This is a genomic window from Pseudoalteromonas sp. 1CM17D (genome assembly GCF_023161805.1).
Classification (GTDB): domain Bacteria; phylum Pseudomonadota; class Gammaproteobacteria; order Enterobacterales; family Alteromonadaceae; genus Pseudoalteromonas; species Pseudoalteromonas atlantica.
Window position 1 is genome coordinate 1 of sequence record NZ_JALNTP010000005.1, and the last position, 26004, is coordinate 26004.

Genomic DNA, 26004 nt, shown 5'->3' on the forward strand with positions numbered 1-26004 from the left:
GGTAGAGGTTAGCTCCGGCGTTAGTTTGACTTGTAGACGTTGAGCTTGCTCACGTTAGAAACGTAGCTTCTCATGGCTTTGGAAAAGGTGGTTACACTTAGGTAAAAGCGTTGCTTTTAAAACGCCAGCAAGCTGTGCGTCTACAGAGCAGGGTTTAGCTTATTATGGCTAAAACAATGCGCACCCACCTATTCATACACCCACAAAAAAAGGCGCTAAACAGCACCTTTTTAAAATGATTTAGGCTTTATTTTTAGTTTTTGAAACCTAAAAGCTTAAGCCTAAAAACTTAAACCTAATAACTTAAACCTAAAACAAACGCGATATAAAATCGCTGCTACAACTTAAGCGATCTTTTTCTCTTCTATGCTTGCTAGGTATTCGTCAAACGTACCCTGAAAATCAATGACCTGCTTGTCTTTAATATCAATAATACGTGTTGCTAAAGACGATACAAACTCGCGGTCGTGGCTTACAAAAATAAGCGTGCCCGCAAAGTCTTTAAGCGCATTGTTTAGCGCTTCAATGGCTTCCATATCCATGTGGTTGGTTGGCTCGTCCATTACAAGTACGTTTACGTCTTGCATCATTAGCTTACCAAACAACAAACGGTTTTTTTCACCACCAGAACAGTTACGCGCTTTTTTGTTTGAATCGTCGGCGGTAAACAACAAACGCCCTAACATGCCGCGAACCATTAAATCGTTATGCTTGGCTGTACGCCATTGCGACATCCAATCAAATAACGTTAAATCGTTATCAAAATCTTTTGTGCTGTCTTGCGGGCAGTAGCCAAAGGTCGCATTTTCAGACCATTTAATTTCGCCTTCATTACTTTTAAGCTCGTTTACTAAACAGCGTAAAAAGGTGGTTTTACCCACACCGTTTTCGCCAATAACCGCAAGCTTCGCGCCAGCTTCTAGTAAAAAGTCGCCGCCGCTAAATAATGTTTCGCCATCAAAACCGTGGCCAAGTTTATTAACTTCAAGCGCTTGGCGGTACATTTTTTTGCCTTCGTCAAAACTTAACGATGGGCTCATACGGCTTGACGCTTTTACTTCATCAAGCTTAATTTTATCCATTTTTTTAGCACGCGAACTGGCTTGTTTAGCTTTAGACGCGTTAGCACCAAAACGGTTAACAAAGTCTTGAAGCTCGTCTATCTCAGCGCTTTTTTTAGCGTTTTCGGCTAATAATTGCTCTCGCTGTAAGCCTGCCGCTTCTAAAAACTTCTCGTAGTTACCTGGGTAAATACGCAGCTCACCGTAATCAATGTCGGCCATGTGAGTACATACCGAGTTTAAAAAGTGGCGGTCATGCGAAATAATAATCATGGTGCATTTACGTTTATTAAGCTCATTAGCTAGCCACGTAATGGTATGAATATCCAAGTTATTGGTTGGCTCATCAAGTAGCAGTATGTCTGGGTTTGCAAACAGCGCCTGCGCTAAAAGCACACGTAATTTCCAACCTGGGGCAACGTTTGCCATTAACCCATAATGAAACTCTTTATCTATACCCGCTTCTAATAGTATTTCTTCAGCGCGGCTTTCGGCTGTGTAACCGTCCATTTCGGCAAAAACGCTTTCAAGGTCGGCCACTTTCATGCCGTCTTCTTCGCTCATTTCGGGTAATGAGTAAATACGGTCGCGCTCTTGCTTTACTTTCCAAAGCTCTACGTCGCCCATAATTACGGCATCTACAACACTGTATTGTTCAAACGCAAACTGGTCTTGGCTTAGGTTACCTACTTTTAGCCCTGGCGTAATCGACACATTACCCGCACTTGGCACAAGCGCACCGCTTAAAATTTTCATGAAGGTCGACTTACCACAGCCGTTAGCGCCAATTAAACCGTAACGGTTACCGTTACCAAATTTGGCTGAAATGTTTTCAAACAACGGCTCTGCGCCAAACTGCATCGTAATATTTGCGGTGGAGATCAAAAAGTTAGTCCTAGAATGAGTACTGACAGGGGCCAACTGCAGCAAAACGCCACAAACAAGACCAAGCAATAGGGTAAATTAGCTGGCGAATTATACAGATCCCCCCATGGTAATGAAAGGTAAAAGATACATACCTAAACTGGCAGCACGTTAGGCTATGAATCTATATAAGTGTAAAGCCGCGGGTTAATAGGGTTTGTAAATACGCTCTATGGCCGCTTTATTATTTTTAATAAGACCATTAATTACAGCGACTTCCTCAAGCGTGACCGATTGTTTACTCATCATAAAATGCACGCCATTAACATTAATAGCTGGCGCCGTTTTTACCGGCAAAATGGTGCTGTAGCGCTTAGCAAAATATTTTGCGACAACAGAGTCGTCAATCACGTAGTCAACTCGCTTTTTGTTAAGCATACCAAAGCGCGTATTTGCATCTGCGGTAAGTACTATTTGGTTGGGGTAGTGTTTTCTTATTTTTTCAAACTCAGCGCCAAAAAAGCTGCCTCTGTTAACGCCAACAATAAAGCCACGTTCAAAAAGCGCCGTCAAATTAATTACATCTTTGGCGTTTTTATGCTTATAAAGCAGCATAACTTCATCGCGATAAACATCAGTAAAATAAGAGTACTCGGCGCGCTCTTTTGTATAACTTGCCGCAAAGGTAATATCAATATGGCCTGTTTTTAGCTCTTGCTGAACCCGCGATAAGCTCGGAAAATAAACCCACTCAATACAAAAAGGCGAATCGTTAAAAACAGCGTTAACCGTATCTACCTCTGCGCCTACAAAGGTATTGCCTTGTTTAATTAAATAGGGCACCCAGTTGGTTTCGTTGGTGCCCATTTTTAACGTTTTAGTGCATGCCAGCACATTAAATTGCGCAACCAAAAATATAAGCGCTAACAGAAACATTTTCATAAAACGTCCTTTTATACCAATCCGCATAATTAAGTGATCTATTTTGAGGATGGATAAACGTGTTGATAGCAAGGCAAAAAATTCGCTATTTAGTTGTTCTAAATGAGAATTTTTTAACGCAGATAGCGACACATTTAGCCCCTGAAAATGATTAAGTATTAATGTGGGTTGGTATTATTACTTAAATAACGCCTTAAGCGCCGCTTTATTTTTTACAATATGCGCATTAATAGTGTTAACTTCTTCTAAAGTAATCGTTTTTTTGCTCATCATAAAATGCACATTATTTACGTTAATAGGCGGTACTTGCTCAACGGGTAAAATAGCCGTGTATTTTTTAGCAAAATGGTGCGCCACTAACGAATCGTCTACTACAAAATCTACCCGCTTTTTATTTAATAAAGCAAAGCGTTTATCGGCATCGCTGGTAAGTACTATTTGCTTGCTATATTTATCGCTTAACGCTTTAAAAGTGTGCCCTAAAAAGCTGCCGCGATTAACGCCGGCTGTTAAGCCCTTTTTAAATAACTGCTCTAACGAACTAATATTTGCCGAGCCTGCATGTTTATACAACAACATTACTTCTTCGCGATAAGGCAAACTAAAGTGGGCGTAAGCTTGGCGCTCACGGGTTTTGCTTGCTGCAAACATTAAATCTACACGGCCGTGTTTTAGCTCTTCTAAGGCGCGTAAGGAGTTAGGTAATAACGTAAAATTTATACAAAAAGGGGAGTCTTTAAAAATGGTTTTAATTATATCTATTTCAACACCCGTTAACGTATTGTTTTTTAGCACCACATATGGCGGCCAGTAGCGCTCGTTGGTGCTTACATTAATTGTTTTATCGCATGCTTGGGCTTTAACGCTAAATAACCCCAAACACGTTACCCACACCAATAAAAATACACGTGTACAGCTCAAAACATTCATTCAAACAGCGCCTTAAGGGCCGCTTTATTTTTAGTTATATGCGCGTTAATAATTTTAACCTCATCAGGCGTAACTGTTCTTTTGCTTAGCATTAGGTGTATTTGGTCTTTATTAATAGCGGGTATGGTAGGCGCCTCCATTAAATTTTTACCACGCTTACTAAAGTAATTGCCTACTAGCTCGTCTTCTATTGCGTAATCTATACGCTGCTTATTAAGTAATTCAAAGCGCTTACTAGTTGCGCTGGTGTATTCTATTTGTTTTTTATGGCTTTTTTTATACTGCTCAAACTCTTCGCCATAATAACTACCAAAGTTAGCGCCTATGGTTAAACCTTGGTTAAAAATATCAGCTAAGTCTTTAACCTTGTGTTGATTGTTTTTGTTTTCGTATAAACGCATTACCTCAGTGCGGTAGGCCTTTGTATAGTGAACGTATTTAGCCCGCTCATTGGTGTAACTTGCCGCCCAGCCTATATCTATTCGGCCATGGCGCAGCTCGGTAAAAGCCCGTTTAGAATTAGGCAGCATTTTTATTTCAAAACAAAAAGGCGAGTCTTTAAAAATTATATTTAATGCATCTACCTCTTTACCCTGTAACTGGCCGCTAATGCCCATTACATACGGCGGCCAAAAAGCATCATGCGAGGCAACGCTAAGCGTTCTATCGCAGGCAAACACACCCCAAGAGGTACTAAACAACACACACAATAATAAGGTTATTAATTTATTCATTAAGACTCTGAGGTAAGCTTTTTTTGTACGTTATTAAAACAGTATAACCTAGCAAAATAATATAATGGTGAAGGAATCATTAAAGTTGTAAAAAAATGTATCTAAAAAGGAGAGGGTTAAGGTTTTAAGGAGATAATTATTGCTAAATTCAATACAAACAGCGTATTAAGCTAAAAAACCTACTTATAAGTTCTTTAATTTATCGGCTTGTTCCTGTAGATTAAACAAACATGAATGCAGTATTAACGTTGCGAACTCGCAAAAGCCAAGGAGCGGTATAAGCAGTGCCCAATACCACACTAAATTATTATAACCAAAATGCACAAACCTTTAGCGACTCAACACTTAATGTTGATATGTCGGCGCTTTACCGTGAGTTTTTACCTTATGTTGTCCAAAATGGCCATGTGCTAGATGCAGGTTGTGGCTCAGCTCGCGATGCTGCCTATTTTAAAAGCCAAGGCTTTAGTGTGTCGGCTTTTGATGCGAGCCCTGCACTTGCAGAGCTTGCAAGCAGTTACTTACAGCAACCAGTAGAGGTTAAAACCTTTCAAGAGCTTGAGTGTGTTAATAAATACGACGGTATTTGGTGCTGCGCCAGTTTGTTACATGTGCCAAAGGCCGAGCTTCCTCAAGTATTTTTAAACCTACAAAATGCGCTTAAACCCAATGGCGTTTTATATGTATCGTTTAAATATGGCACGCAAGAGCGTGTACATAATGGCCGTGAGTTCACCGATTTAACCGAGCAGTTATTAAGTAATTTATTAAATCAACACACGCAATTAAGCATAATTAAGCACTGGCAAAGTGTTGATCAGCGCCCAGGGCGCGAAAGCGAAGTATGGCTAAATGCCATAATAAAGGCTGCTCCCATTTTATGATTAGCGCAATGCAGCAACAGCTCGACTTTATAGCATACATACAACGCATGCTGGTTGAGGGCGATTTTAGCGCTACCTACAAGTTTGCACTTTTACACGCTATTGCCGATGTATGCGTAGAGCAACCGCTGTTATCTGAGCAAAGTGAATTAGTAATAGAGCTACCAACCCTTGCCGATAAACTCATTACCTTATACTGGCATCATGCAATGCCGTTTTCGTCAGAGCACACCGGCGAAAGCGCCTTACTTAAGCAAAATACAGGCGCGCAATCAAAAGTAATTAGCGTATTGTTTGAATGCCAGCAAAACAATATACGTAACTTTCGCCAGCTTAAGCAAAGCCCGTTTTATAAGCCCACGTTTAATGCTGCTATGGCAACACTAAAATCAGGGCCGCTTTGGCGCTTACAAATTCTCGCCAAACAAGAAGAATGCTTTTTATACCCACATACAAACAGCACTCAATTTATTACGTTAAATGCAGGTATAGCTAGCTGCTTTAGGCGCTTTTATGACCTAGTTGTATACTTGGCTAAAAATGCATGGCTTCAGAAAATTCAAAGTATAAAGCACAACCAAGCCCTTATTGGCCCGCAAAGTCAGCTGCAAGAGTTTTTATTTGGGGTAGACCGTAATGCACTTACCAAGGCAAAGCCTGTTTTAGTAGAGCTGCAATCAAACACCTGTTTTTATTGCCAAAAGCCAATGAAAAACGATGTTGAGGTTGATCACTTTATACCGTTTGCCCGCTATGCAAACGATCTTGGCCATAATTTTGTGGCCGCGCACCGCACATGTAATAACAACAAACGCGACTTTTTAGCCGCACAGCAGCACCGTGAACGCTGGCAAAACCAAAATTTGGTCGTTAATAGCCAAACTATTAGTAATGAGCTAAGTGCGTATTTTCATTGCGATGCCGATAAATCTCTCGCTGTAAGTAATTGGGCTTACCAAGTAGCGCAAGCTAACAGCGCTAAATTATGGATTGCCAATAAAGACCATTTCGAACAAGCAAAACCAACCGCAGAATTGTTTACGTTTCCAAATGCACCACAGCCTGAGCTAAATCAAGTTGCTGAACCTGCCGTTAGTTTAAAATCAGTTGATGAAGCATTAAAGCTACCGTACTTCCCTAATATTAAAATAGCCTGTGGGCATTTTAAAACTGGCGATAGCAGCGATGTTGAATATTTAGACACGCCACTTGGCGCGGGCAAGCTTGATCCAAACGTGCATTTTTTAGCACGTGCATCGGGCAACTCTATGAATGGCGGTAAACACCCAATACTTGATGGCGACTTATTGTTACTTGAGCTTATAACTTCCGATAGAGCTGGATCACTTCGCGGCCAAATAGTCGCGATAGAGCGAGACGATATAAGCGGAGATGGCCAGTATTTATTGCGCAAAGTTAATAAATTACCAAACGGGCAATATGAGCTAATCGCTCAAAACCCTGATTACGAGGTAATAATTGCAGATGAAAGCATGCGAACATTCGCACGCTTTAAACAAGTGGTTGTGTAGTCGCGATTTTATATCGCGTTTTAACGTGTAGATACAAGACGCGCAGCTTGCTGGCGTTAAAAGCGAAGCTTTCAAAATAGGTTTTTTACGTGAGAGCTTTAGGGATTTAATAACCTCTATTCGAGGTTTATGCCAGATTGCTGGCGACAACCAAAGGGTGCATACCGCCGTCCACCCTTTGGAATCCCAAGGCGCACCCGAGGATCACACTGGGTCCTCAAGTTAAAAATTGATGTGAACGTAAAGCTATATGTAGTTACTAATAATTAAATTATTAAAATCGTATTTTGATAATTGTAACATTAAGTGCTAAAGGGGGATTCTCGGTAATGCGCTGTTAAATGCTCAGTAAGAGTCCAAGTTTATCGGCGGTAATTATAAGGATTATTATTAAGAATGAATCAAAAAATGTATCTGTTTTCACTGGACTACGGTAATAGGCAAGACGAAAAGATTTTTGTTAAAGAAGTACTTGATAGGTTTGATAGTCAAACTCTTGTAGGTTGCGGTGCTTTAATTAATAACAATCCTTACAATTTAGAGTTATTTCTTTTTTTGAATTTTGAAAAAGATGATTCTGACTTTGATCATTGGCTGTCTATTCATCATCCTAATAAAAGCCGCACTTTTAATGTTTTGATGGATGAACTCACAGAAGCGGCGTTTTCTAGGAGAGGTTACTCTATCACTACTTTTTGTGACTCTGAAATGGTTGATATCGTCTTTTCCAGTGAAGCTAATGAATTATTCTTGTTTCCTGATAGGAAACAAATGTATGAGGTTTGGGGAGCTCCCATAATGCAAAAACAAAAAATTTTCTTGTCGCATTCATCTAGCGATAAAGGCATTGTCGATAAATACTTTAGTGAACTACAAAAATCACAGCTTAAAGCATGGTACGACAAGGAAGAGATTGTTCCAGGAGATAGTATTACTTCTAGAATAAACGAAGGTTTAAATGAATGCGATTTAGGTGTACTTTTTATGTCTAACAGCTTTCTATCTAAGTCTTCAGGGTGGACGGAAGCAGAATCAAATTTTTTTATAAGTAATCGTATGAAGAAAAATAAGTCTCTTATTGTTGTTAATTTAGGTGTTAAACATGAGGATATCCCTCCGCTATTACAAGATTATCTTTACATTGATGGAAATAAAGGTTCAGCAATAAACGAACTTATTGTTGCCACTAAGAAGCAATTAGATCGCATTTAACACATATGGGCCTTAAATCTGCCAATAGGGGATAGTCTTCTTATCTTAATTTGGGTGTATTTCACTAACGCTAGAACAACCAGACTTGAAATTCATTCAATTCTTTATTTGGGATTATTATTGGTTTTTATACCTAGAATTTGATCTGGCTGTAATTAGAACCAAATGATCATTTTTAATACAAAGTAGCAAAAAATAATAACTAGGATGTTTAGCTAATCTCATGGAATCGAACCACCTATTTAATCCACTATAAATATTGCAGTTTTAAGCTAATGCTCCTTTTTTAATAAGCAACTTGCATTAGTCGTTACTTTTGAATGTTCTTATTCGGGACTATATGAAAGTTTAGGCATTAAAAGTTTTAATTCGAATTTTTATCACGTTATCAAAGAAATAGAGTTAAAAATATTATTAACTAAAGGTTAGATTTTATAGGAATAAAAATGGCTACCTTAAGAAATGTTTTTATTAGTCATCATCATAAAGATGACTCAAGCGTAGACAGCGTTACTAGGATTCTTTCTGGAAAAGAATATAACATTAGAAATAGCTCAATAAGGGCAAAGCCAGAGAATCAAAGGCGTTTGAACGAAAAGAAAGTGAGTGACTTGACGATAAAAAGATTACTACGAATGAAAATGCGTTGGGCAAGTAAAGTAATTGTTGTAATAGGTAAAGAGACTCATTCAAGGCCATGGGTCAACTGGGAGATTGAACTGGCCCATAAATTAGGAAAACCTATTGTAGGTGTTTATGAAAATGGTTTAAAAGATCAAGTGGAAGTTCCAATAAACTTAGAAAAATATGAGTCTTCAAGAGTGGCTTGGCGTTCTGATGCAATTATAGGAGCTTTAGAAGGTGAAAGTCGGTTTGAAAATATCGATGGTAGCCTCGCGGATGATAAGAAAGGGAGTCACTCAGTTTGTTAATATCTAAAAATTCAAATTTATACGTATATGTCATAGCAAGAGACTTCGGTTTCGCTCCGAACCCTTTCTTTGGTTATTGCTCTTTGGCAACATGTAAACCCGACATTCGAAAAAGTGCGCAGCCTAATGATTGGATTTTGGGTGTGGGAGGTCGCAATTTAGGAGCAGGAGTGTATCGTAAATGTATACTGCTAATGAAAGTTACAGAAAAAATGACTTTCGAAGAGTATTGGGAAGATCCACGTTATATTCTTAAACGGCCATGCAGAAATGGGAGTCAGTTAAAAATGGTTGGTGATAATATTTATCATAAAGACTCCAAAAAAAACTGGATACAAGAAAATTCACATCACAGTAATCCTGACGGCTCAATAAATACCGTTAATCTACAGCGAGATACTGGGCGTTGTGAGAAAGTGTTATTGTCTGATTTCTTCTTTTATTTTGGCTCTAAAGCCAAAGAGGTTGACTTAGATTCATTGAATTATATTTCTAAGCCAGGTTTTAAAAAGATTTCTTTAGACAGTTCGCACGAAGCTAAAGAAATAATAAATAATATATATACCAATAATAGATCATCTTTAAATGTTGTAGTTTCAGATCCTTGTCAATTTGACATCTCTCATAAACGTGTATCACAAGATACTGGAAAAATAGTTGTCTGATTTTATTATTTGGAGTATTTCATGTTCAATCACTATATAGCGCCTCTTGCAATTCATTTTGTTTGGAGTCCTTCTGATCAAGAGTTAGCTGAACCTATTATTGATATTGTAAAAAATAATTTTTCAAGAGATAAAAATAAGCCATTTTCTAGAGCTATTAATTTACCGCTATTTTTTTATAGCTCATCAAATGGAAATAAAGTTCCAAATAATATCCCTAGTACGAATGCTCAGCGCAATGTAATTTTTGTTTTTACTAGTTTAAACACATTAGGTAATGAAGCTTGGAAAGAATATATTCAATCATTTCATGTCGATGAATCGATAAGAATAGTTCCTGTAGCGCTAGATACTTATGGATTGAACCACCAAGGGCCATTAAATGGGTTAAATTGCATTAGAGCTTATGATTGGCAACTTGATAATAAGTATTTAATTGCACTAGTTTCTTTATCACATGAAATATATCGTCATGGTCTTTGTGATGGAAAAAGTGAAAAGACAGGTAATAGTGATTCAATTAAGATTTTTCTAAGCCACTCTAAGTCAGAGCAGGAAGGAAGGGCATATGTAAAAAAAGTAAAAGACTTTATTGATCAAACTAATATAGGGCGCTTTTTTGATGTGACAGAGATTGCTGCAGGTTTTTCATTTTCAGATGAAATAGAAAAACATATATCAGATGCTACTTTGATTGCATTTGAAACGGATTCGTACTTTTCTAGATACTGGTGTCAAAGAGAAATACTTAGTGCCAAGCAAAAAGATAGGCCCATTCTCGTTGTTAATTGTTTGAATGAGTATGAGGATAGAATTTTCCCAGCCTCATCTAATGTCCCTTGTATAAGCGTTCCAACAGTAAGTAACTTGAGTGAATTGGAAGTACTAAGGGTGTTATCGTCTGCACTTACAGAAACTATCCGGTTTCAGTATTCAAAAAAAATATTAGAAGAATATCAGAAAAAAAACTGGTTCTCTGATGAGACAAAATTAATTTTTCGCCCTCCTGAGGTAAGGAAAATGTTTGAGCTAAAGAAAAAAGGAGTCAAAAAGGTATGTTACCCAGATCCGCCAGTTTTTATGGAAGAAGCTGATTGGCATGCAATGATTGAAATTGAGGCAATAACTCCATTATGGAATCCCTCAGATATTAATTCCTTATCTCATTTAAAAGTAGGACTTTCAATTTCAGATTGTTATGAGGACAGTTTTGAAAGTTCGCATTTAAATCCGGATCAGCTTTTGCAGCTGGCGCAAGATCTAGCGAGACACTTATTAGCTCGATCTGCATCTTTAGTTTACGGCGGAGATTTAAGACCTAATGGGCTTACAGAATTCATTTTAGATGAAGCACTTGTCTTGACTGAGCGATTAACTGTTCTAGAAGCAAAAGTAGAGAATCATCTTGCATGGCCTCTTTCGATTGAAACAAATGAAGTAAGGGCGTGGAGGGCGAAATATAGTAGGTTAATGCGTACCGTTGAACATGATATTCCAGCTGATGTGGCTCATGGTATTGATAGTCAATTATTTTTAAAGCCTATTACTCCGAACAATTCATTTATTTGGTCACGCTCACTCACAGAAATGCGCAAAATCATAGTAGAAAATAGTTCCGTTAGAATTTGTGTCGGTGGGAAATTAGCAGGTTATAAAGGAAAAATGCCAGGAGTACTCGAAGAAATTATTTTATCCATTAATTGTGGTAAGCCTATTTTTTTATTGGGGGGCTTCAACGGAGTTGTCGGGGATGTATGTAAGGTAATTTTAGATAAGGATGTTCCAAAAACTCTGACCGAAGAATGGCAAATCCAAAATACCCCTGGTTACTCTGAACTACAAGAAATTGCAAAGGATAAAAATTGCAATTGTGATTATGATGAGATTATTAATATTCTTAAGAACGTTGATATAAATTTATTAGCTAAGAATGTTGGCCTCAGTGTTGGTAGTTACAAACAGTTAATGAAAACTCCATTTATAGATGAGTGTACCTATCTAATATTGAGTGGCCTCAAAAAAATTAGCTAAGATCCATTTTGTGGAATTAAATGCGATAACCAAAGAATTAAATAAGGTTTATACATGGAAGAGAAGAGTGGTTCGTTACCTTTAGCTGAATATGAAGAAGAAATAAAACAAACAGACAGATTTAAAGAAAATGATTTAACTCCAATATTATTAGGTCTTTTTGGAGAGATAGGTAGTGTTATGTCAGCTACCAAAAAGTATAGAAGAGAACAAAAAGCTTATATAGGTTATAAAGAGGCTGTTGAAGAAGAGCTTGGTGATGCATTATGGTATTTCACAGCTGTCTGCAGAAGGTTGGATTTCAGTATAACTAAAGTCTTCTTAGAGGCTTGTTGCGAAAATGATATTAAAACAATAGCGGCAAGTGATAGTGAGAAGGCACCAATATCGCATATTATTTCGCTTAAAAATGTTGATACTTCCGATAATAATCTTATTGCATTGGGAGCTGCGACCGCTGTTTTGCTTAAAATAGAGCTTGAAAGCAAAGACGAGCAGTTAAATATGTTGGTAAAGTTCGCAAGGGCTTATATTGAGGCGATTCATTCAGTTGACCTATCTTTTGCAAGAATTGCTAGAAATAATCTGCGAAAAGCTATGGGGCGATTCAAAACACCTGAACGTAGTTTGCTTCCTGATTTTGATAAAAACTTTCCAAGTGAAGAACAATTACCAAGAAATTTTAAGATTGAAATTACGCAGAGGAAAAGCGGTCAAAGTTATTTAAGGTGGAATAATGTTTTTTTAGGTTCCCCTCTTACCGATAATATTTTAAACCCAGATGGATACCGTTTTCATGATGTTTTCCATTTAGCGTATGCAGCAATACTACATTGGTCACCGACTTTTAGAGCTCTTATCAAGCACAAGAGAAAAAGTGACCCTATTTTTGATGAAGCTCAGGATAGTGGACGTGCAATAGTCGTAGAAGAAGGACTTACAGCATGGCTATATTCTTATTCAAAAGGTTTGAATTATTTTGAAGACCATACGAGTATTTCATTTGATGTTTTGAAAACGATTCAAAAATTCGTAAGTGGCTATGAAGTTGAAGCTTGCCCCCTCAAACTTTGGGAAGATGCAATATTACAGGGGTATGCGGTTTTTCGGCAAGTTCAAAGGAATAATGGAGGTATAATTATTGGAGATAGAGAATTACGAAAATTAACTTATCAACCAATTGGAGACTCAAATGAAAATTAAAGCTTTTATAAGTGCGTTAAAAAGCCTTCAATTTGATAACACTTTTAATCCATATTTTGATACTTGTGAGGTTCACGATTATGATGCTTCTGCGCTACAACGTAGATTGATGCTTGAGAACATATTGAAAGAAGCAATCCATGTTGAAGTTGATGCTATTTGGATTGGAAGAGATCTAGGGTATCGGGGGGGGCGGAGAACAGGGCTTGCTCTTACCGATGATCAAAATTTGTCAAAGCATTTGGGCAGGTGGTCACTAAAAGCTGAAAAAATAACGAAGGGACAACCTATAAAAGAGAGGACGGCTACGGTAGTTTGGGACATGCTCGAAAATATAAATTCCCCGGTCTTTCTATGGAATGTCTTTCCATTACATCCATTTAAAGCTGGCCAACCTTTTACAAATCGAAACCACAACTCACATGAACGTAAGGCTGGAGAAGAAGTATTAAGCTTACTTATTGAACTACTTAAACCTAAAAGGCTGATAGCTGTAGGCAATGACGCTGAGAGGTCAATTATGAAATTTTCCAATAATTATGAAGTTTTAAAGGTAAGACACCCCAGTTATGGCGGTCAAAGCGACTTCGTCAAACAAATAAATCACCTATATAAGAATCAGTAGACTTTGTTTAAGATTAGACTGTAGTGTTCACCCAACCGCCAACTTCCCAGCCTCATGCCACATTTCACTTGGCATGGGGTGGGTCAATTCCCATGTTATATTCATTGGCTGGCTGCCGTTGTGGCTTAAATATTTAACCTCGCCATAGTTTACAAACCCCATGGTTCGGCCGTTTTCGTCTTTGCCTTGCTCGCGCACAAATAACAGGATAGTTTTGCCTGTTTGTTGGTGTTGAATATAGCTTAGACCGCGGCCGTGTTCTGGTCGGGCGCTGTTTTGTGTTTGCCAATGGAACAGGGTAGGGCTGATTGCGTAGTCGTGATACAGCGTGGTAGGCGAGTAGGTTTTTTCACATTTATTAAGTGTTACAAATAACAGCTCTAGGTTTTGGTTTTTAAATTCTAGAACGCCTTCGCGGGCGGTCGATTTTTTATCAAAAGTGTGTGCGCCAAACGCGGCGAGTATTTGTTGGCGCGTGTAGCGGCTGTGTAATTTTATTGCATGATTAGGCCGGCACGTTAAATCGCTTTCTTGCTGATGAATGCGGTTTATTAAAAGCGCGATTACATGGGCAAGTTCGTGCTGTAGCTCTTTATGTTTAAGGCCTTGTAAGCTCTGTTCAAGGGTTTTAAAGCCTAGACCTTTGCCTGTGTTATCCCAAAAGTTGTAATGCGCCATAAGCGCGTACTGTTGGTTTTGTGGTGTTGGCGAAAAACTAAAGTTGTTGTTACATAAATCACGTAAAAAGCATAGGTAACTGAGCGAGTCGCAGACGAGTAATTGAGTGTTTATAGCGCGGTAATACGCGGCGTAAATGTCGGCTTGCTCTGCGGGTATTTTATCGCCTTTTAACCAATGCCAGCCGCCGAGTCTACCGGCTTTAGGTTTGTAAATATCTTCAAGCGTGACTTGTGGGTTTATGCGTAAAAAATTACTGAGCATTAGCGCGTCATTGGTATGTTGCGAGTAGCTATTTATCAGCTGTTGTAAACGGCGCTTTGTGTTTATGGCTTGCTGAATATTTTTTAATATTGTTTGTTGTGTGCGCTTTTGTAGCTCTATACGGCAGCCCAGCGGCAAATGTGGGAAGTTGTTTTCAATCTCGGTTTTTACTGGTTGGTTGCTTTTACCAATAAGCGCGCGAAATTTACTGGCAAAGTCATATTCTGAATTAGCATTTCCAACAAAGTCGAGCACCGTACAGCATTGCTTATGGCTATTGTCGGGTAAACGCAAACCACGTCCGAGTTGCTGTAAAAACAGCGTTAAGCTTTCGGTCGGGCGTAAAAATAAAAGTGTATCGACCTCTGGAATATCGACACCTTCGTTAAAAATATCAACCACGCAAAGTATTTGTATTTCGCCTTGGCGTAGTGCTTGCTGTTTAGCCGCGCGCTCATTGGTGTTTTTGCTGGTCAGTACATCGGCGTTTATGCCTGCTAAGTTAAACTTTTTAGCCATAAATTCTGCGTGTTTTTGGCTTACGCAAAATGCCAACGCTTTAATGCGGTGAACATTCGTCACTATATCAGCAAGGTTGGATATAATTTTGTTAGCGCGGCTGTTTTCCCCTGTATAAAGGTTACTTAGCTCGGTTATATCGTAACGGCCACCTCGCCATGTTATTTGACTTAGGTCGGTGTCATCATCTAACCCAAAATATTGAAACGGGCATAAATGGCGTTGATTGATTGCCTCTGGTAAGCGTATTTCGGCGGCTATTACGCCGCAAAAATCATCGAGTATATTTGCGCCATCTTGTCGCTCTGGCGTGGCGGTTAAGCCAAGTAATATTGCGGGCGTAAAGTAACTTAAAATAGCACGATAACTGGCCGCGCTTACGTGATGTACTTCGTCTATTACTATGTAGTCGTAGTAATCATGCGTTAAATTGAGCGATTCAATTTGGCTGTTCAGCGTTTGGATTGATGCAAATAATTGGTTGTAGCGCTGCGGTTTATAGTTACCTACCCACAGCTCACCAAAGTCGTTATTTTTAAGCACGCCGCGGTAAGCGCTTTGCGCTTGTTTTAGTATTTCTTCTCGGTGGGCTACAAACAAAAAGTGGGCATTTGGGTTTTTATCGTAAACAGTTTTAAAATCGAACGCCGATATTATTGTTTTACCCGTGCCTGTTGCGGCTACCACTAGGTTTTTAAAACGATTATGTACGCTACGTTCAACGCTTAGTTTTTCTAAAATAGCTAGCTGGTGTGTTTTTGGTGTTATATCAAAATAAAACTGGCTGCTTGATTGCCCAACACCGCGTTGCTCGTTAAGTGAATTAATGAGCTTTTCTTTACATTCAAGCTTGCCAGTAAACAACTCGAAATCTGGCGATTGCCAGTAGGTTTCAAACGTGCTTTTGGTTTTGGCTATTATGTGTGGGATTTCTTGCGCTGTAATTTTTAAGTTCCACTCTAGGCCGCTGGTAAGCGCTGAATGCGATAAATTAGACGAACCAATATACCCAGTATGAAAACCCGTGTTACGCATAAATAAGTAAGATTTAGCGTGTAGGCGTTCTTGCTGATTGTTGTAACTTAGCTTTACCTCGGTGTTTGGTAGGTTTGCTAAAAACTCAACGGCTTTAGCATCCGTTGCACCCATGTACGAAGTAGTAATTACTTTGAGTTTATTACCGCTTTTGGTAAAGGCTTCGAGCTCATTTTTAAAAATGCGCAGCCCCGTCCATTTGATAAATGAGACAAGCCAGTAAATAGTGTCGGACGATTTAATCTCGCGCTTTAGCTCGGTTTCGAGCGATATACCTGCATTTGCACCGCTAAATAATTCGCTTTGGGTAAGCCCTGTTAGCGGAAAAATATCTTTAGAGTAATCTTTAAGGTTTGCAGCAATGGGGTTTTGGGTATTAAACAGCGCAGTAAGTATTCGGCCTTGGCTATCGATAAGGTTTTCGTTGATCAGTTCATCATCTCGAATATGATCTTTAAGCCAAAGAACAAGACTGTTAGCTAGGCTAATTTGCTCTTGCAAACGCTCGTTAGAGTTAGGAATGGCATTTATTGCATGCTCAACAAGCTTGCCCAAAAAGCGTGAAAGCCATGTTGCGGCCTCTGCCGATTCTAGTTGGCGTTCGCCCACATAAAATTGCTCACGATTTAAGTTTTGCTCAATTACTTGTGTAATCAACTGCTCGTAAATACCAATTTGCTGCATTAAAACCACTCCCTGTTTGCGTGCAGTTAGTTTACTTAAAAGTGCATTGTAAACAAGCATTAACTCATTATTGAATTGAAGGCTGATGCTTAGGCCACTCCCCCGTGATCACACCCGAAATTGAATTAGTGATGAGTAATAGCAGCGCATGGATGCGCGTTAAGTGATGCTTACACACGGACGTGTTTCATCGCGTTTACGTTCATATCATTAATTTAAATTGAGGAGATAGTGTGATCCTCGGGGCGCCGAGAGATTCCAAAGAGAAGTCGGCGGTTACTTCTCTTTGGTTGCCATCGCCAACGCGATATTTATGAACTGTTTGTATTATTTCAAAAGCTCTGCTTTTAGCGCGAGCAAGCTTCGCGCTTACGCCGAGTTTTAACAGAACACTTTGATATAACCTGTAGACGCGCAACTTGTTGGCGTTTTAAAAGCAGGGCTTTTACGGTGTTAATTTATTAAGTAATGAGAAGCTACGCTTCTAACGTGAGCAAGCTCTACGTCTACAGGTGTTTAGGTGAAATTTGTTGAATAGATTGTACGGAGTTTGAATAATGCGACATGTACCTGTTTTTAAGGTATAACGTAAACATTGTGATTATAGGAACCCATCATGGATGATTTATTAAACCAAGGTTTAAGCCTTTTAGTTATTGTAGGTAGTGTTTATTCCTTATTAGGCGTTTTGTTTCTCAAAATATGGCTTCATCAAAAAAATGCAAAACTACCTGTAGATCGTAAAAAGCTTAAACGTGTTGCTGCACAAACACTTAGTGAGCAAGTAAATGACAAGATTGTTGATGTAATAGGGCTTATTTTTTTATCTGCTTTAATCGTTACGATGCCTTTTGCCATTAAAGGGATTGCTGAAGTATTAGCCAGCGGCGAGCTAAATTACTTTTTGGTTATTTTAATTGCATTGGGTTTAGTTTATGTAGCAAGAAAGCTTTGGGTTAAATCAAACCTTTTGATAAAGCTTAAACTTGGACGAGATGCGGAGCTTGCCGTTGCCTCGGAGCTTATAGAGTTACAGACACATGGGTACCAAGTGTTTCATGATATACAAGCAGATGGGTTTAATATTGATCACCTAGTGGTAGGGCCAAATGGTATTTTTGCTATTGAAACAAAGGGCAGGCATAAACGAATAAAAGACGATACAAATTACAAAGTTAAATTTGAGAATAATCATTTAGCATTTCCCTCTTGGTTTGAAAGTAAGCCGCTAGAACAAGCCCAAAAGCAGGCTAATTGGGTGAACAAATGGCTACAAGAGGCAACGGGTTTTAACACTCAAGTTTTCCCTGTTTTGTGCTTTCCTGGTTGGTTTGTCGAATTAAAACAGCGCCCACTCTTTCCAATTGTTTCGCATAAACAAATAGTGAAAACGATTCTTTCGATGCGACAAGTAAATTTAAACCAAGAGCAGCAACGTGCGATTTGTTATCAAGTAGTTCAGCGTTCACTGCATGAAAGTAAAGCAATTTAAAAGCCTAGCTTTTTTAGCGTCAGCAAGCTTAACGCCTACGGTGGGAATAGGTTAAAGGCGCTAGGGGTTAGTCTGAATTTATAGCCCGTTGCTCGCGGCTCGTTACCCATAGCTTACTGTCTTCTCATTTACCCTCATTCACTTCTCTTTGTGCATATATGGTTTTAAGTGATTTATTCACAAAGAGGTTATGAAGCGCTGCGCTGAAGAGGTAACGCAAAAGGGACTAGGCGCTTTAAGTTCGCTCCTCGAAGCTCATTACGTCTCTATTTAAATAATATTGCAATCATATTAAATACCGCTAAACTAACCATTAGTTTATTAATGACCGATTAGGTAGTCATTTATGAGATCAGAACAAGCATTAAAGTTGGCGCGTCGCTTGGGTGATTTAATTCGTCAGCATCGAACTTTACTTTATACCCAGAGCACGTTCGCTAAGATGATTGGTGTATCTCGCTCCACGGTACAAAAGCTTGAACAAGGAGAGGTAGTAAAAAGCGATATATTGTTTGAAGCCCTTGTTGTTCTTCAATTGCAAGGCTCATTGCTGGATGAAATTAACGAGCTAGCCGCAGATGTGGGCGGTTATAATGCAAGACAGCGTAAAAGCAATAAAACTCAGGTGATTAACGATGACTTCTGAAGCTTATGTATTTATTGACGGTTTAGAAGACAGCCCCATAATTTGTGGTTTTTTTAAGTTAAATCCACAAACTGGCCGAGGTGAGTTTAATTAGGGTAAAAGTTACCTTGCGCGCTCTGATGCGTTTGCGCCCCTTGGTTGCTAACGCCAACGCCATCGCCAACGCGACATAAGGAACTAAAAATACAGAGCGCGAGCAAGCTTCGCGCCTACATCGAGTGCTAACAGAAAATCTTGAAGTCTACAAGCGCGATATAAAATCGCGCCTACACACCACATCCACGCCAGCGTAAAATTTAACCTTGTAGACGCACATTGCTTTCGTTTAAAAGCAGGGCTTTTACGGTGTTAATTTTTTAAGTAATGAGAAGCTGCGCTTCTAACGTGAGCAAGCTCAACGTCTTGTATCTACAAGCGCGATATAAAATCGCGCCTACGCACCACATCCACGTCAGCGTAAAATTTAACTTTGTAGGCGCGCATTGGTTCTGTTCAAAAGTGATTATGTCACCAGTGATAAGTGACCAATTAACCCCCGTATTTTCTCTGTGTAGCGCTAAGCGCCTCTGTGCCCTCGGTGGTGAAAAACAAGTTAAGCCAATTATTCACAAAGAGGTTAAGAGACGCTGCGCTTTTAGAGCTAGAGCATAAGTGATTTAATAAATGATCACATAAGTAAGAATTCGCTCTACAAAACAGTATTTTAATTTAGTGGTAGACGCGCATTGGTTCTGTTCAAAAGTGATTATGTCACCACCGAGAAGAGCAGGAGAAGTGACTTACTTATTCCTGTGTTTTCTCCGTGTAGGCGAAGCGCCTCTGTGCCCTTTGTGGTGCAATTAACTAGTAGCAGCGGCTTTATATGCCGCGAAAAACTTCATACCAAACGCGAGGTACGCTCCTGTCATTTTGTGCGAGCAAGTTTCGCGCCTACATGTTGGTGCCTTTCTTTATGTAATCTTTGCATCTTTTAGCAAATTAAAGCTGCTGTGTGCGGTTTTAATTATGCGGTTATTTACTTTGGGTAATTTTATTTAAGTTTTAGTAACAATAAACGCAAACTTTTTGCTTGGGGTGTGGTCATAAAAAGAGTTGTTTTTTACAGCTTGTTACAAATAAATAACGTGCTGCCTAGTTGCAAAATGAGCGTGTAGCTATTGCTAGCATTATAATGTGGCGCGCTGAGCTTACCAGTGGTTCATTAAATATTAACATTGATAAAATTGTTCTTTTAATTTGCACTGTCTAGTATTAAAGATTGACAGTACACACCCAAACAAAACATAATATTAACATTGGCTACACTTAAAAAGCATTTCACTTAATTGTATTGCGTAAATTGGTTGAAGGAGGGAAGTATTATGAACAAATTACTCATTGCATGCGCTATCACTGCTGCAACTTTGTACGTGTTTAAAAACGATTTGACCGCCTTGGCTCAAAATAATCTACCCAACTCAATAACTAACACCACGGCTGTGCAGCCTGCTCAACCTCTGGTGGTAGATATACAAGCAATGCAAAGTAGCCACGATGTAACTAATAAAGAAGGCACTGCACTTACCGAGCAAATAGTGATTACTCCCCAAGAGGTGGGTGAATACTCTGAACTAGAAAGCGCTGCTCAAATTAAAAGTACGCTTGATTTAGCGCAGTCAGAGCAAGTGTTTTTAGATAAAGTGCAAAGCAGCTTTGCTGAAAAGTCGCTATTTTTATACAGCTTTGAGTGTAAGCAAAACGATTGTAATGCAGGCATTGTGGCAACCGACGGGCAACCTAAACACGAGGATATAGCCGGCGTGTTAGCGCATTTGTCGGCGTCTGAAGAGTTTGCTAATCACTCTGTGCAATTAGCGGGTGTGGCGGTTAATAACGATGGTATTTTACAATACGATTTAAATATAAAAAACATGCCCCCCGAATAATACTAAGCGTAATAATAGTTAATTATTTTGAGCGGCCAAACTTGGCGCTAGCTGTGTTAAAAATACAAAGATGCTAAAAGTACAGCAATGTACAACTAGTTAGTTATAACAACTAAACAACGCATTTTTTGTAGCAATAAAACGTTTTCTCAGTATTAAATCCATACTTAAAATAGCTCGCTTAATTAAGCGCATTAATACAACTCTATATTTTTAAACGACAAAGCGGCCTTGTGGCCGATTTTTTGTGCTGGTAATTGAGTAATAGCAATTTTATCTTTAAATAGCGCACTTGCTGCGTTAAAAATTATTTGTATAGAGCAATAATATCAAGCTTATTTGTTCGGCTATTCTTTTGTTTGCATGTTTTTAGCGCGTTCTTCTGCCTCTATTAAGGCTTGTGATTTAGGCGCTTTCTTTTTTTCCTCTATTACGGGCTTTTTATCTGAATTTGGGTCCCAGCTTTCATCTAGCGAAAGGTTTGCAAATGGGTTGCTAGAATCACTTTGCTTGGGCGTACTATCAGGCTCTGGTTGCGCTGGCTTTTCTTGAGCTGGCTGTGGTTCGTGAGTTGTTGATATTGGCGCATCTAACGTGGGTTCGTTATTTGGTTTTGCTGAAATTGTAGCTTGTGCAGGTTCTTTACTTGGTTTTAAAGGCGCATCTGGATTGTAGGTACGAATTTCGGGCTCTTTAAAGTCGTGTTCGCTATTTAACGTGGTTTGATCAAGCTCACTGTTTTTATCGGCTGTATGCAGCTGTGCGCTGGTATTAGGCTCATTGATAGGGTTACTAGGCGCAGCCGGTTCTTTTATAAGGGTAGACTCTTGTGGTTTTACTTCTTCAATGGGCTCTGCTTTTGGCTGTTCTACTGCGGCGGCTTTGTGCTTACGCGTGCGCTTAACCGAAGGAGCGTCTGGGTTAAACTCTCTTACCTCGGGCTCTGCAAAGCCTTTTGCATTTTGAATACGCGCTAATGTATTTTTTGCGGCAGCTTCAAACTCTGCGGTGTTTGGCTCTGGCGCTACTTTTTTAGGTTCAGGTGCCGGTGCATCTTCTTCTGGTTTAGCTTGTTCTGGCTCAGCCTCTGTGGCTTGCGTATTCGCAGGCAATGGCTCGTTAATTGCCTCGTTTATTGGTGCATTAGAGCTTGCAGGCTCTGGCTCGCTCGGGGCCGAAACCGTTGGTATAACTGGTTTTGAAAGCTCATCACTTGGGGCTGGAGCCGTTTTGGGTGGTGCTGCTTGCGCTGCGCTTTTGTTGTTTTTAGTCATCGCTTTAGTTGGGGCTGTAGCCGGTGGAGCAACCGGCGGCTCGGGCTTATTTTGTTTAGCGCGGCGTAAACGTATAACCACCATGGCGCCAATTAATACTACAATAAGCAGTAGCAAACTTGGTAACAATAATGAACTTGGTGGCTCTGCAACTGGCGCAGGTATAAGTACAGGTGCGGGTTTTGGGGTTGTATTAACTGTTGGCTGCTCTTTTTTAGGCTCTATTTTAGGCGCTGCTTTTGGGGCGGTTTCAGTGGTCACCGGCTGCGCTTGGCTAGTTGTAGTTGTTAACTCGCTGCTATTAGGCGCAAGTTCACCCTTAGGCGTGCTTGGCGCATCCTTTACAGTATTAATTGGCGCAGACTCAGGTTCGTTAACTTCTGGGTTTTGCTGGCTTATTTGGTTTGTAGGCTGAGTGCTTGTAGTTGCTTTGCTTGCGCTTTGTTTTATAGCTTTTTCGGCCGCAGTTATTTGCTCAAGCAGTTGTTGTTCTTGCTCGGGGGTAAGGGCAAGTGGTTGTGGCTCTTGTTCAACAACTGGCGGCTCTACAGGTTTTGGTTTTGTTTGTACTTGCTTGGGTTTATTACAGTTTCTTTTAAAATCGCGTGCGGCGCTGCGGTATTTGGCACTGGCTTTATTATTACTGTACTGCTGCATTTCTTGCTTAATTAAAATACACATGGCTTCGTTATAGGCAGCACTTTGGCTGCTGTAAAATAAAGCAAAGCAAAAAATAAGTTGAGAGAGTCTAATAATCATAAAACACGGCGCTTAAGTATCAATAGTCTGATTTTAAGCGCAAAATTAAAATATATCTAGGCACTAAGGGCGTGTTGACCTTTGTGGATTGAAAATTTGTTCAATCTAAGGGCGATTAAATCGCGGCGTTAGGTTTGTAAAAACCACCCAACTGCACTCCCTCGTTAATCAATCACCATTAGGCTGCGGTACTCGTCGTAGGCAAATTGGTCGGTCATGCCACTTATGTAATCTTGAATTAGCCTACAGCGATAGTAAAACTCGTAAGCGGCAAAGTGATCGGGCTCTTCTTGCATGGCATCTATGGCGTGCTGATAACTATTTAAGTGCTTTTTAGAGAGCTTTTTAACCAAACGCGATTCGATTAATAATCGTGAGTCGCCATTTAATGCGCGTTTAAAATCGTCGCTGTTAAGTTGTAGCAGTGGTTTATAACAATCTAGCAGGCCGTTAATTATGCGATAGCCTTGTAGTTCGAGTTTTTCTACCTCTTTGTGAGAAAACACATGCTTAAGCGCCACCTGTTTAAGGGTTTTAGTAACGGCGTGTAGGTGGCTGTTATCTTCTAATAGGGCTTGGTTAAAGTCGCCGTGGTAAATAGGCTCAATGTGCTCTATAAAACGCTTGGCGGCGTGGTTTACAAGCGGGTGAAGTAAGGCCACGCGTAGGTAAATAAAAAATTCGCTATTAAAGTTGTAAGGCTGCGCGTTGGCGCGCTCTAGTGCGTAATCTACCGCTTTATCTACAAAATTTAGGTGTTCGGTGTCGTCAATGGTTAGGTTTATAAGGGCTTTTTTATATTCACTTTTTAGCTGCTGACAAAGTAGCTCGGTGGTTATTATGTCTTTTTCTACGGCGTCTTCTATGTCGGCTAGGCAATACGAAATATCGTCGGCGGCTTCCATAATGTAACTTGCCGGATGGCGGCAGTATGGCTCTATAACCAGCTCGTTTTGCAATGCCTCTACAAAGGTTTTTTCGCTGTAGTAGTAACCTACTTTTTTCATTAAGTAGTTTTTATTTTGCGGTATGTCCTTTGGGTTTAATCCCGCGGGGCGGGTGTACTTTAAAATGCCCGCGCTTTGGCAATAAGTTAAGTTTAACCCCAGTAGCGAATGAATTATGCGTATGCCTTGGGCGTTGCCTTCAAAATTACAAATATCGTGCGCTAGGTGCTTAAAAATAACCCCTATACCGGTATTTTGCTCTTGGCAGCGCGCTGGTGTAACACTTGCTAAATTGTTATTAAACCAGTGATTTATGGCAGCTTCGCCAAAATGTCCAAAGGGTGGGTTGCCTATATCGTGCATTAGGCAGGCCATTTCTACTAGGCTCTCTAGTGGGCGCTCTAGCCCTTTTAAGCCAAACTCGGTTTGTTGCTCAAAGCTTAAATTTGCAAAAATACGCTGTACTATAAAACGGCCAACCTGCTGAACTTCTAGTGAGTGAGTTAAGCGCGAGCGCACCGCTGCGTTTCGCTCTAGCGGAAAAACCTGGGTTTTTTGCTGCAACCGACGAATAGCTGCACTGTTAATTATACGACCGCGATCGCTTTCCATCGCCATTTGTAAATTGGCAGTCGTGCGATACATGCGCGCTGGGGTTATTTTTTTACTAAAGTCGATAGTCATCGGAGTCCTTGCTTAGTGGTGACGACTGGCAAAGTAAATGCGCGTTGTCATTCGTTTTAAATACTTACTTGTTAATATATACATCTAGACGAGTTAGGTACAGGTGCTTGTATCATTTAAGGCCTGGCAATTGTATTATAAAGCTATATTTTTCAGTATTTAACGCATTTTAATGTAGGCGAGTATTTGTAATGAAGTATGTATTTTTAAAGGCCATGATGTTGGCTCTTTTAGTGTTAACCAGCCAAGCGGCATATGCGGCAAAAGAGCAAACCGTTGTACTTATATCAATAGATGGCATGCGTTGGGATTATATAGAAAAACACGGCGCGCCTAATTTAAAAGCAATGGCTGCTAAAGGTGTACGCGCGCAAAAACTAATCCCTGTTTACCCAACAAAAACGTTTCCTAATCATATTTCTATTATTACAGGGTTGCTGCCGGTAAATCATGGCATTGTAGATAATAACTTTTGTGATAAAGCCCGTAAAAACGAGTGCTACAGCATGGGTAAAGGCATGCGCGATAGCACGTGGGTAAACGGCATTCCACTTTGGAATTTAGCAAAAATGCAGGGGCTAAAGTCGGCTACTTATTTTTGGCCAGAGTCGGATGCGCGCTTTAATGGTATGACGCCCGACTATTACTTTCATTATTCTAAATACAGTGAGTACCAAGGCCGTGTTGATCAAATAATACAGTGGCTAAGCTTACCTAAAGCGCAGCGCCCACGTTTTGTGGCAAGTTATTTTTCACTTGTTGATAGCATGGGCCACGAGTTTGGGCCAGACGCACCGCAAACTCGCGATGCAGTAAAACAATTAGATGAACTAATGGGCCAATTACAAACCCGTTTAAGCAAGCTAGAGCAAGAGATTAACCTTGTTATTGTATCCGATCACGGTATGGCGCATGTAAACCCAGAGCAAAGTATTGATGTATCTACATTGCCTAAAAACGATAATTTTATAGTTAAAAATACCGGCCCGCGGTTACTTATTTATGCAAAGCCTGCTGTAACAAGCGAGCAAATTGCAACTTACAAACAACGTTTGCAACAAGCCGCAAACGGGCGTTATACGGTATTAAACGACGAGCAATTAGCTGGGTATCATTATAATAAAGGCACTCGGGTGGGCGATATTGTTGTGCAAACTAATGCGCCAGCGGTATTTACTAACGAAGGCAAAGCAATGTATTTAGGTACTCATGGCTATGCCTATACCGATGATATGGCGGCTACGTTAATTGCAGTAGGGCCTGCTTTTAAACAAGGGCTAAGCCTTGAAAAAGTAAATAATCTTGATATTTACCCGGTACTTGCCAAAGTAATGGGGCTTAAGCTTTTAAGTAAAGTAGATGGTGACGGTAAAACGTTAATGCCTGCTATAAAACAAAAAATAGTAGTGCATTAATTAGCTGCGCACTTTTAGGCTTTTAGTGACTTAACCTTGAAAGATCAACAAACCTTAAGCTAAATAA

At 39.8% G+C, this 26004-nt stretch carries 19 protein-coding genes; 12 read left to right on the plus strand and 7 right to left on the minus strand.

Going from position 1 to position 26004, the window contains the following annotated elements:
- Positions 1-344: 344 nt before the first annotated feature.
- The 4 genes from MSC25_RS10320 to MSC25_RS10335 all read right to left on the minus strand — a co-directional run bounded on the left by MSC25_RS10320 (position 345) and on the right by MSC25_RS10335 (position 4531).
- A complete protein-coding gene (locus tag MSC25_RS10320) occupies positions 345-1946 on the minus strand; it encodes an ABC-F family ATPase (RefSeq protein WP_083901829.1) in 1602 nt (533 codons plus the stop codon).
- A gap of 186 nt (positions 1947-2132) precedes the next feature.
- Positions 2133-2867 carry a transporter substrate-binding domain-containing protein gene (locus MSC25_RS10325; RefSeq protein ID WP_248443325.1) on the minus strand — a complete coding sequence of 245 codons (735 nt, stop codon included), beginning with the start codon at positions 2865-2867 and terminating at the stop codon, positions 2133-2135.
- 177 nt (positions 2868-3044) lie between these two features.
- Positions 3045-3797, minus strand: a complete 753-nt coding sequence (locus MSC25_RS10330; protein WP_248443326.1) for a transporter substrate-binding domain-containing protein — start codon at positions 3795-3797, stop codon at positions 3045-3047.
- On the minus strand, positions 3794-4531 hold the full coding sequence (locus MSC25_RS10335; protein WP_248443327.1) for a transporter substrate-binding domain-containing protein: 738 nt from the start codon (positions 4529-4531) through the stop codon (positions 3794-3796). Before MSC25_RS10335 ends, MSC25_RS10330 begins: the two co-directional genes overlap by 4 nt.
- A 284-nt stretch (positions 4532-4815) precedes the next feature.
- On the opposite strand from MSC25_RS10335, the gene MSC25_RS10340 reads away from it, so the two are divergent.
- The 8 genes from MSC25_RS10340 to MSC25_RS10375 all read left to right on the plus strand — a co-directional run bounded on the left by MSC25_RS10340 (position 4816) and on the right by MSC25_RS10375 (position 13615).
- A complete protein-coding gene (locus MSC25_RS10340) occupies positions 4816-5415 on the plus strand; it encodes a class I SAM-dependent methyltransferase (protein WP_248443328.1) in 600 nt (199 codons plus the stop codon).
- Entirely contained in the window at positions 5412-6947 is a 1536-nt protein-coding gene (locus MSC25_RS10345) for a S24 family peptidase (RefSeq protein ID WP_248443329.1), read from the plus strand. Before MSC25_RS10340 ends, MSC25_RS10345 begins: the two co-directional genes overlap by 4 nt.
- Positions 6948-7343: 396 nt before the next feature.
- On the plus strand, positions 7344-8159 hold the full coding sequence (locus MSC25_RS10350) for a toll/interleukin-1 receptor domain-containing protein (protein ID WP_248443330.1): 816 nt from the start codon (positions 7344-7346) through the stop codon (positions 8157-8159).
- Between the two features lie 446 nt (positions 8160-8605).
- A complete protein-coding gene (locus MSC25_RS10355) occupies positions 8606-9091 on the plus strand; it encodes a TIR domain-containing protein (protein WP_248443331.1) in 486 nt (161 codons plus the stop codon).
- Positions 9085-9756, plus strand: coding sequence for a hypothetical protein (locus MSC25_RS10360; protein ID WP_248443333.1), 672 nt, complete (start codon positions 9085-9087; stop codon positions 9754-9756). The genes MSC25_RS10355 and MSC25_RS10360 overlap by 7 nt, the downstream gene beginning before the upstream one ends.
- A 21-nt stretch (positions 9757-9777) precedes the next feature.
- Complete coding sequence (locus tag MSC25_RS10365; protein WP_248443334.1) at positions 9778-11787, plus strand: TIR domain-containing protein; 2010 nt, start codon at positions 9778-9780, stop codon at positions 11785-11787.
- Between the two features lie 54 nt (positions 11788-11841).
- On the plus strand, positions 11842-12990 hold the full coding sequence (locus tag MSC25_RS10370; protein WP_248443335.1) for a nucleoside triphosphate pyrophosphohydrolase family protein: 1149 nt from the start codon (positions 11842-11844) through the stop codon (positions 12988-12990).
- Positions 12980-13615, plus strand: coding sequence for a uracil-DNA glycosylase (locus MSC25_RS10375; protein WP_248443336.1), 636 nt, complete (start codon positions 12980-12982; stop codon positions 13613-13615). Before MSC25_RS10370 ends, MSC25_RS10375 begins: the two co-directional genes overlap by 11 nt.
- Before the next feature lie 27 nt (positions 13616-13642).
- Here the strand turns inward: MSC25_RS10375 and MSC25_RS10380 are convergent, their stop codons facing one another.
- The gene (locus MSC25_RS10380; RefSeq protein WP_248443337.1) at positions 13643-16795 is read right to left on the minus strand and encodes a DEAD/DEAH box helicase; all 3153 of its coding nucleotides are present in this window, start codon (positions 16793-16795) and stop codon (positions 13643-13645) included.
- Between the two features lie 616 nt (positions 16796-17411).
- On the opposite strand from MSC25_RS10380, the gene MSC25_RS10385 reads away from it, so the two are divergent.
- The 3 genes from MSC25_RS10385 to MSC25_RS10395 all read left to right on the plus strand — a co-directional run bounded on the left by MSC25_RS10385 (position 17412) and on the right by MSC25_RS10395 (position 20858).
- A complete protein-coding gene (locus tag MSC25_RS10385; protein ID WP_096042673.1) occupies positions 17412-18287 on the plus strand; it encodes a nuclease-related domain-containing protein in 876 nt (291 codons plus the stop codon).
- Positions 18288-18633: 346 nt separating this feature from the next.
- On the plus strand, positions 18634-18933 hold the full coding sequence (locus tag MSC25_RS10390; RefSeq protein WP_004589614.1) for a helix-turn-helix transcriptional regulator: 300 nt from the start codon (positions 18634-18636) through the stop codon (positions 18931-18933).
- A gap of 1361 nt (positions 18934-20294) precedes the next feature.
- Positions 20295-20858, plus strand: a complete 564-nt coding sequence (locus tag MSC25_RS10395; protein WP_248443338.1) for a hypothetical protein — start codon at positions 20295-20297, stop codon at positions 20856-20858.
- Between the two features lie 347 nt (positions 20859-21205).
- Here the strand turns inward: MSC25_RS10395 and MSC25_RS10400 are convergent, their stop codons facing one another.
- Together MSC25_RS10400 and dgt are read right to left on the minus strand one after the other, a co-directional pair.
- On the minus strand, positions 21206-22891 hold the full coding sequence (locus MSC25_RS10400; RefSeq protein WP_248443339.1) for a cell surface protein: 1686 nt from the start codon (positions 22889-22891) through the stop codon (positions 21206-21208).
- Between the two features lie 164 nt (positions 22892-23055).
- Positions 23056-24522, minus strand: a complete 1467-nt coding sequence (gene dgt, locus MSC25_RS10405) for a dGTPase (RefSeq protein ID WP_096042675.1) — start codon at positions 24520-24522, stop codon at positions 23056-23058.
- 191 nt (positions 24523-24713) lie between these two features.
- On the opposite strand from dgt, the gene MSC25_RS10410 reads away from it, so the two are divergent.
- On the plus strand, positions 24714-25937 hold the full coding sequence (locus MSC25_RS10410) for an ectonucleotide pyrophosphatase/phosphodiesterase (RefSeq protein ID WP_248443340.1): 1224 nt from the start codon (positions 24714-24716) through the stop codon (positions 25935-25937).
- The last annotated feature ends 67 nt before the right edge of the window (positions 25938-26004 follow it).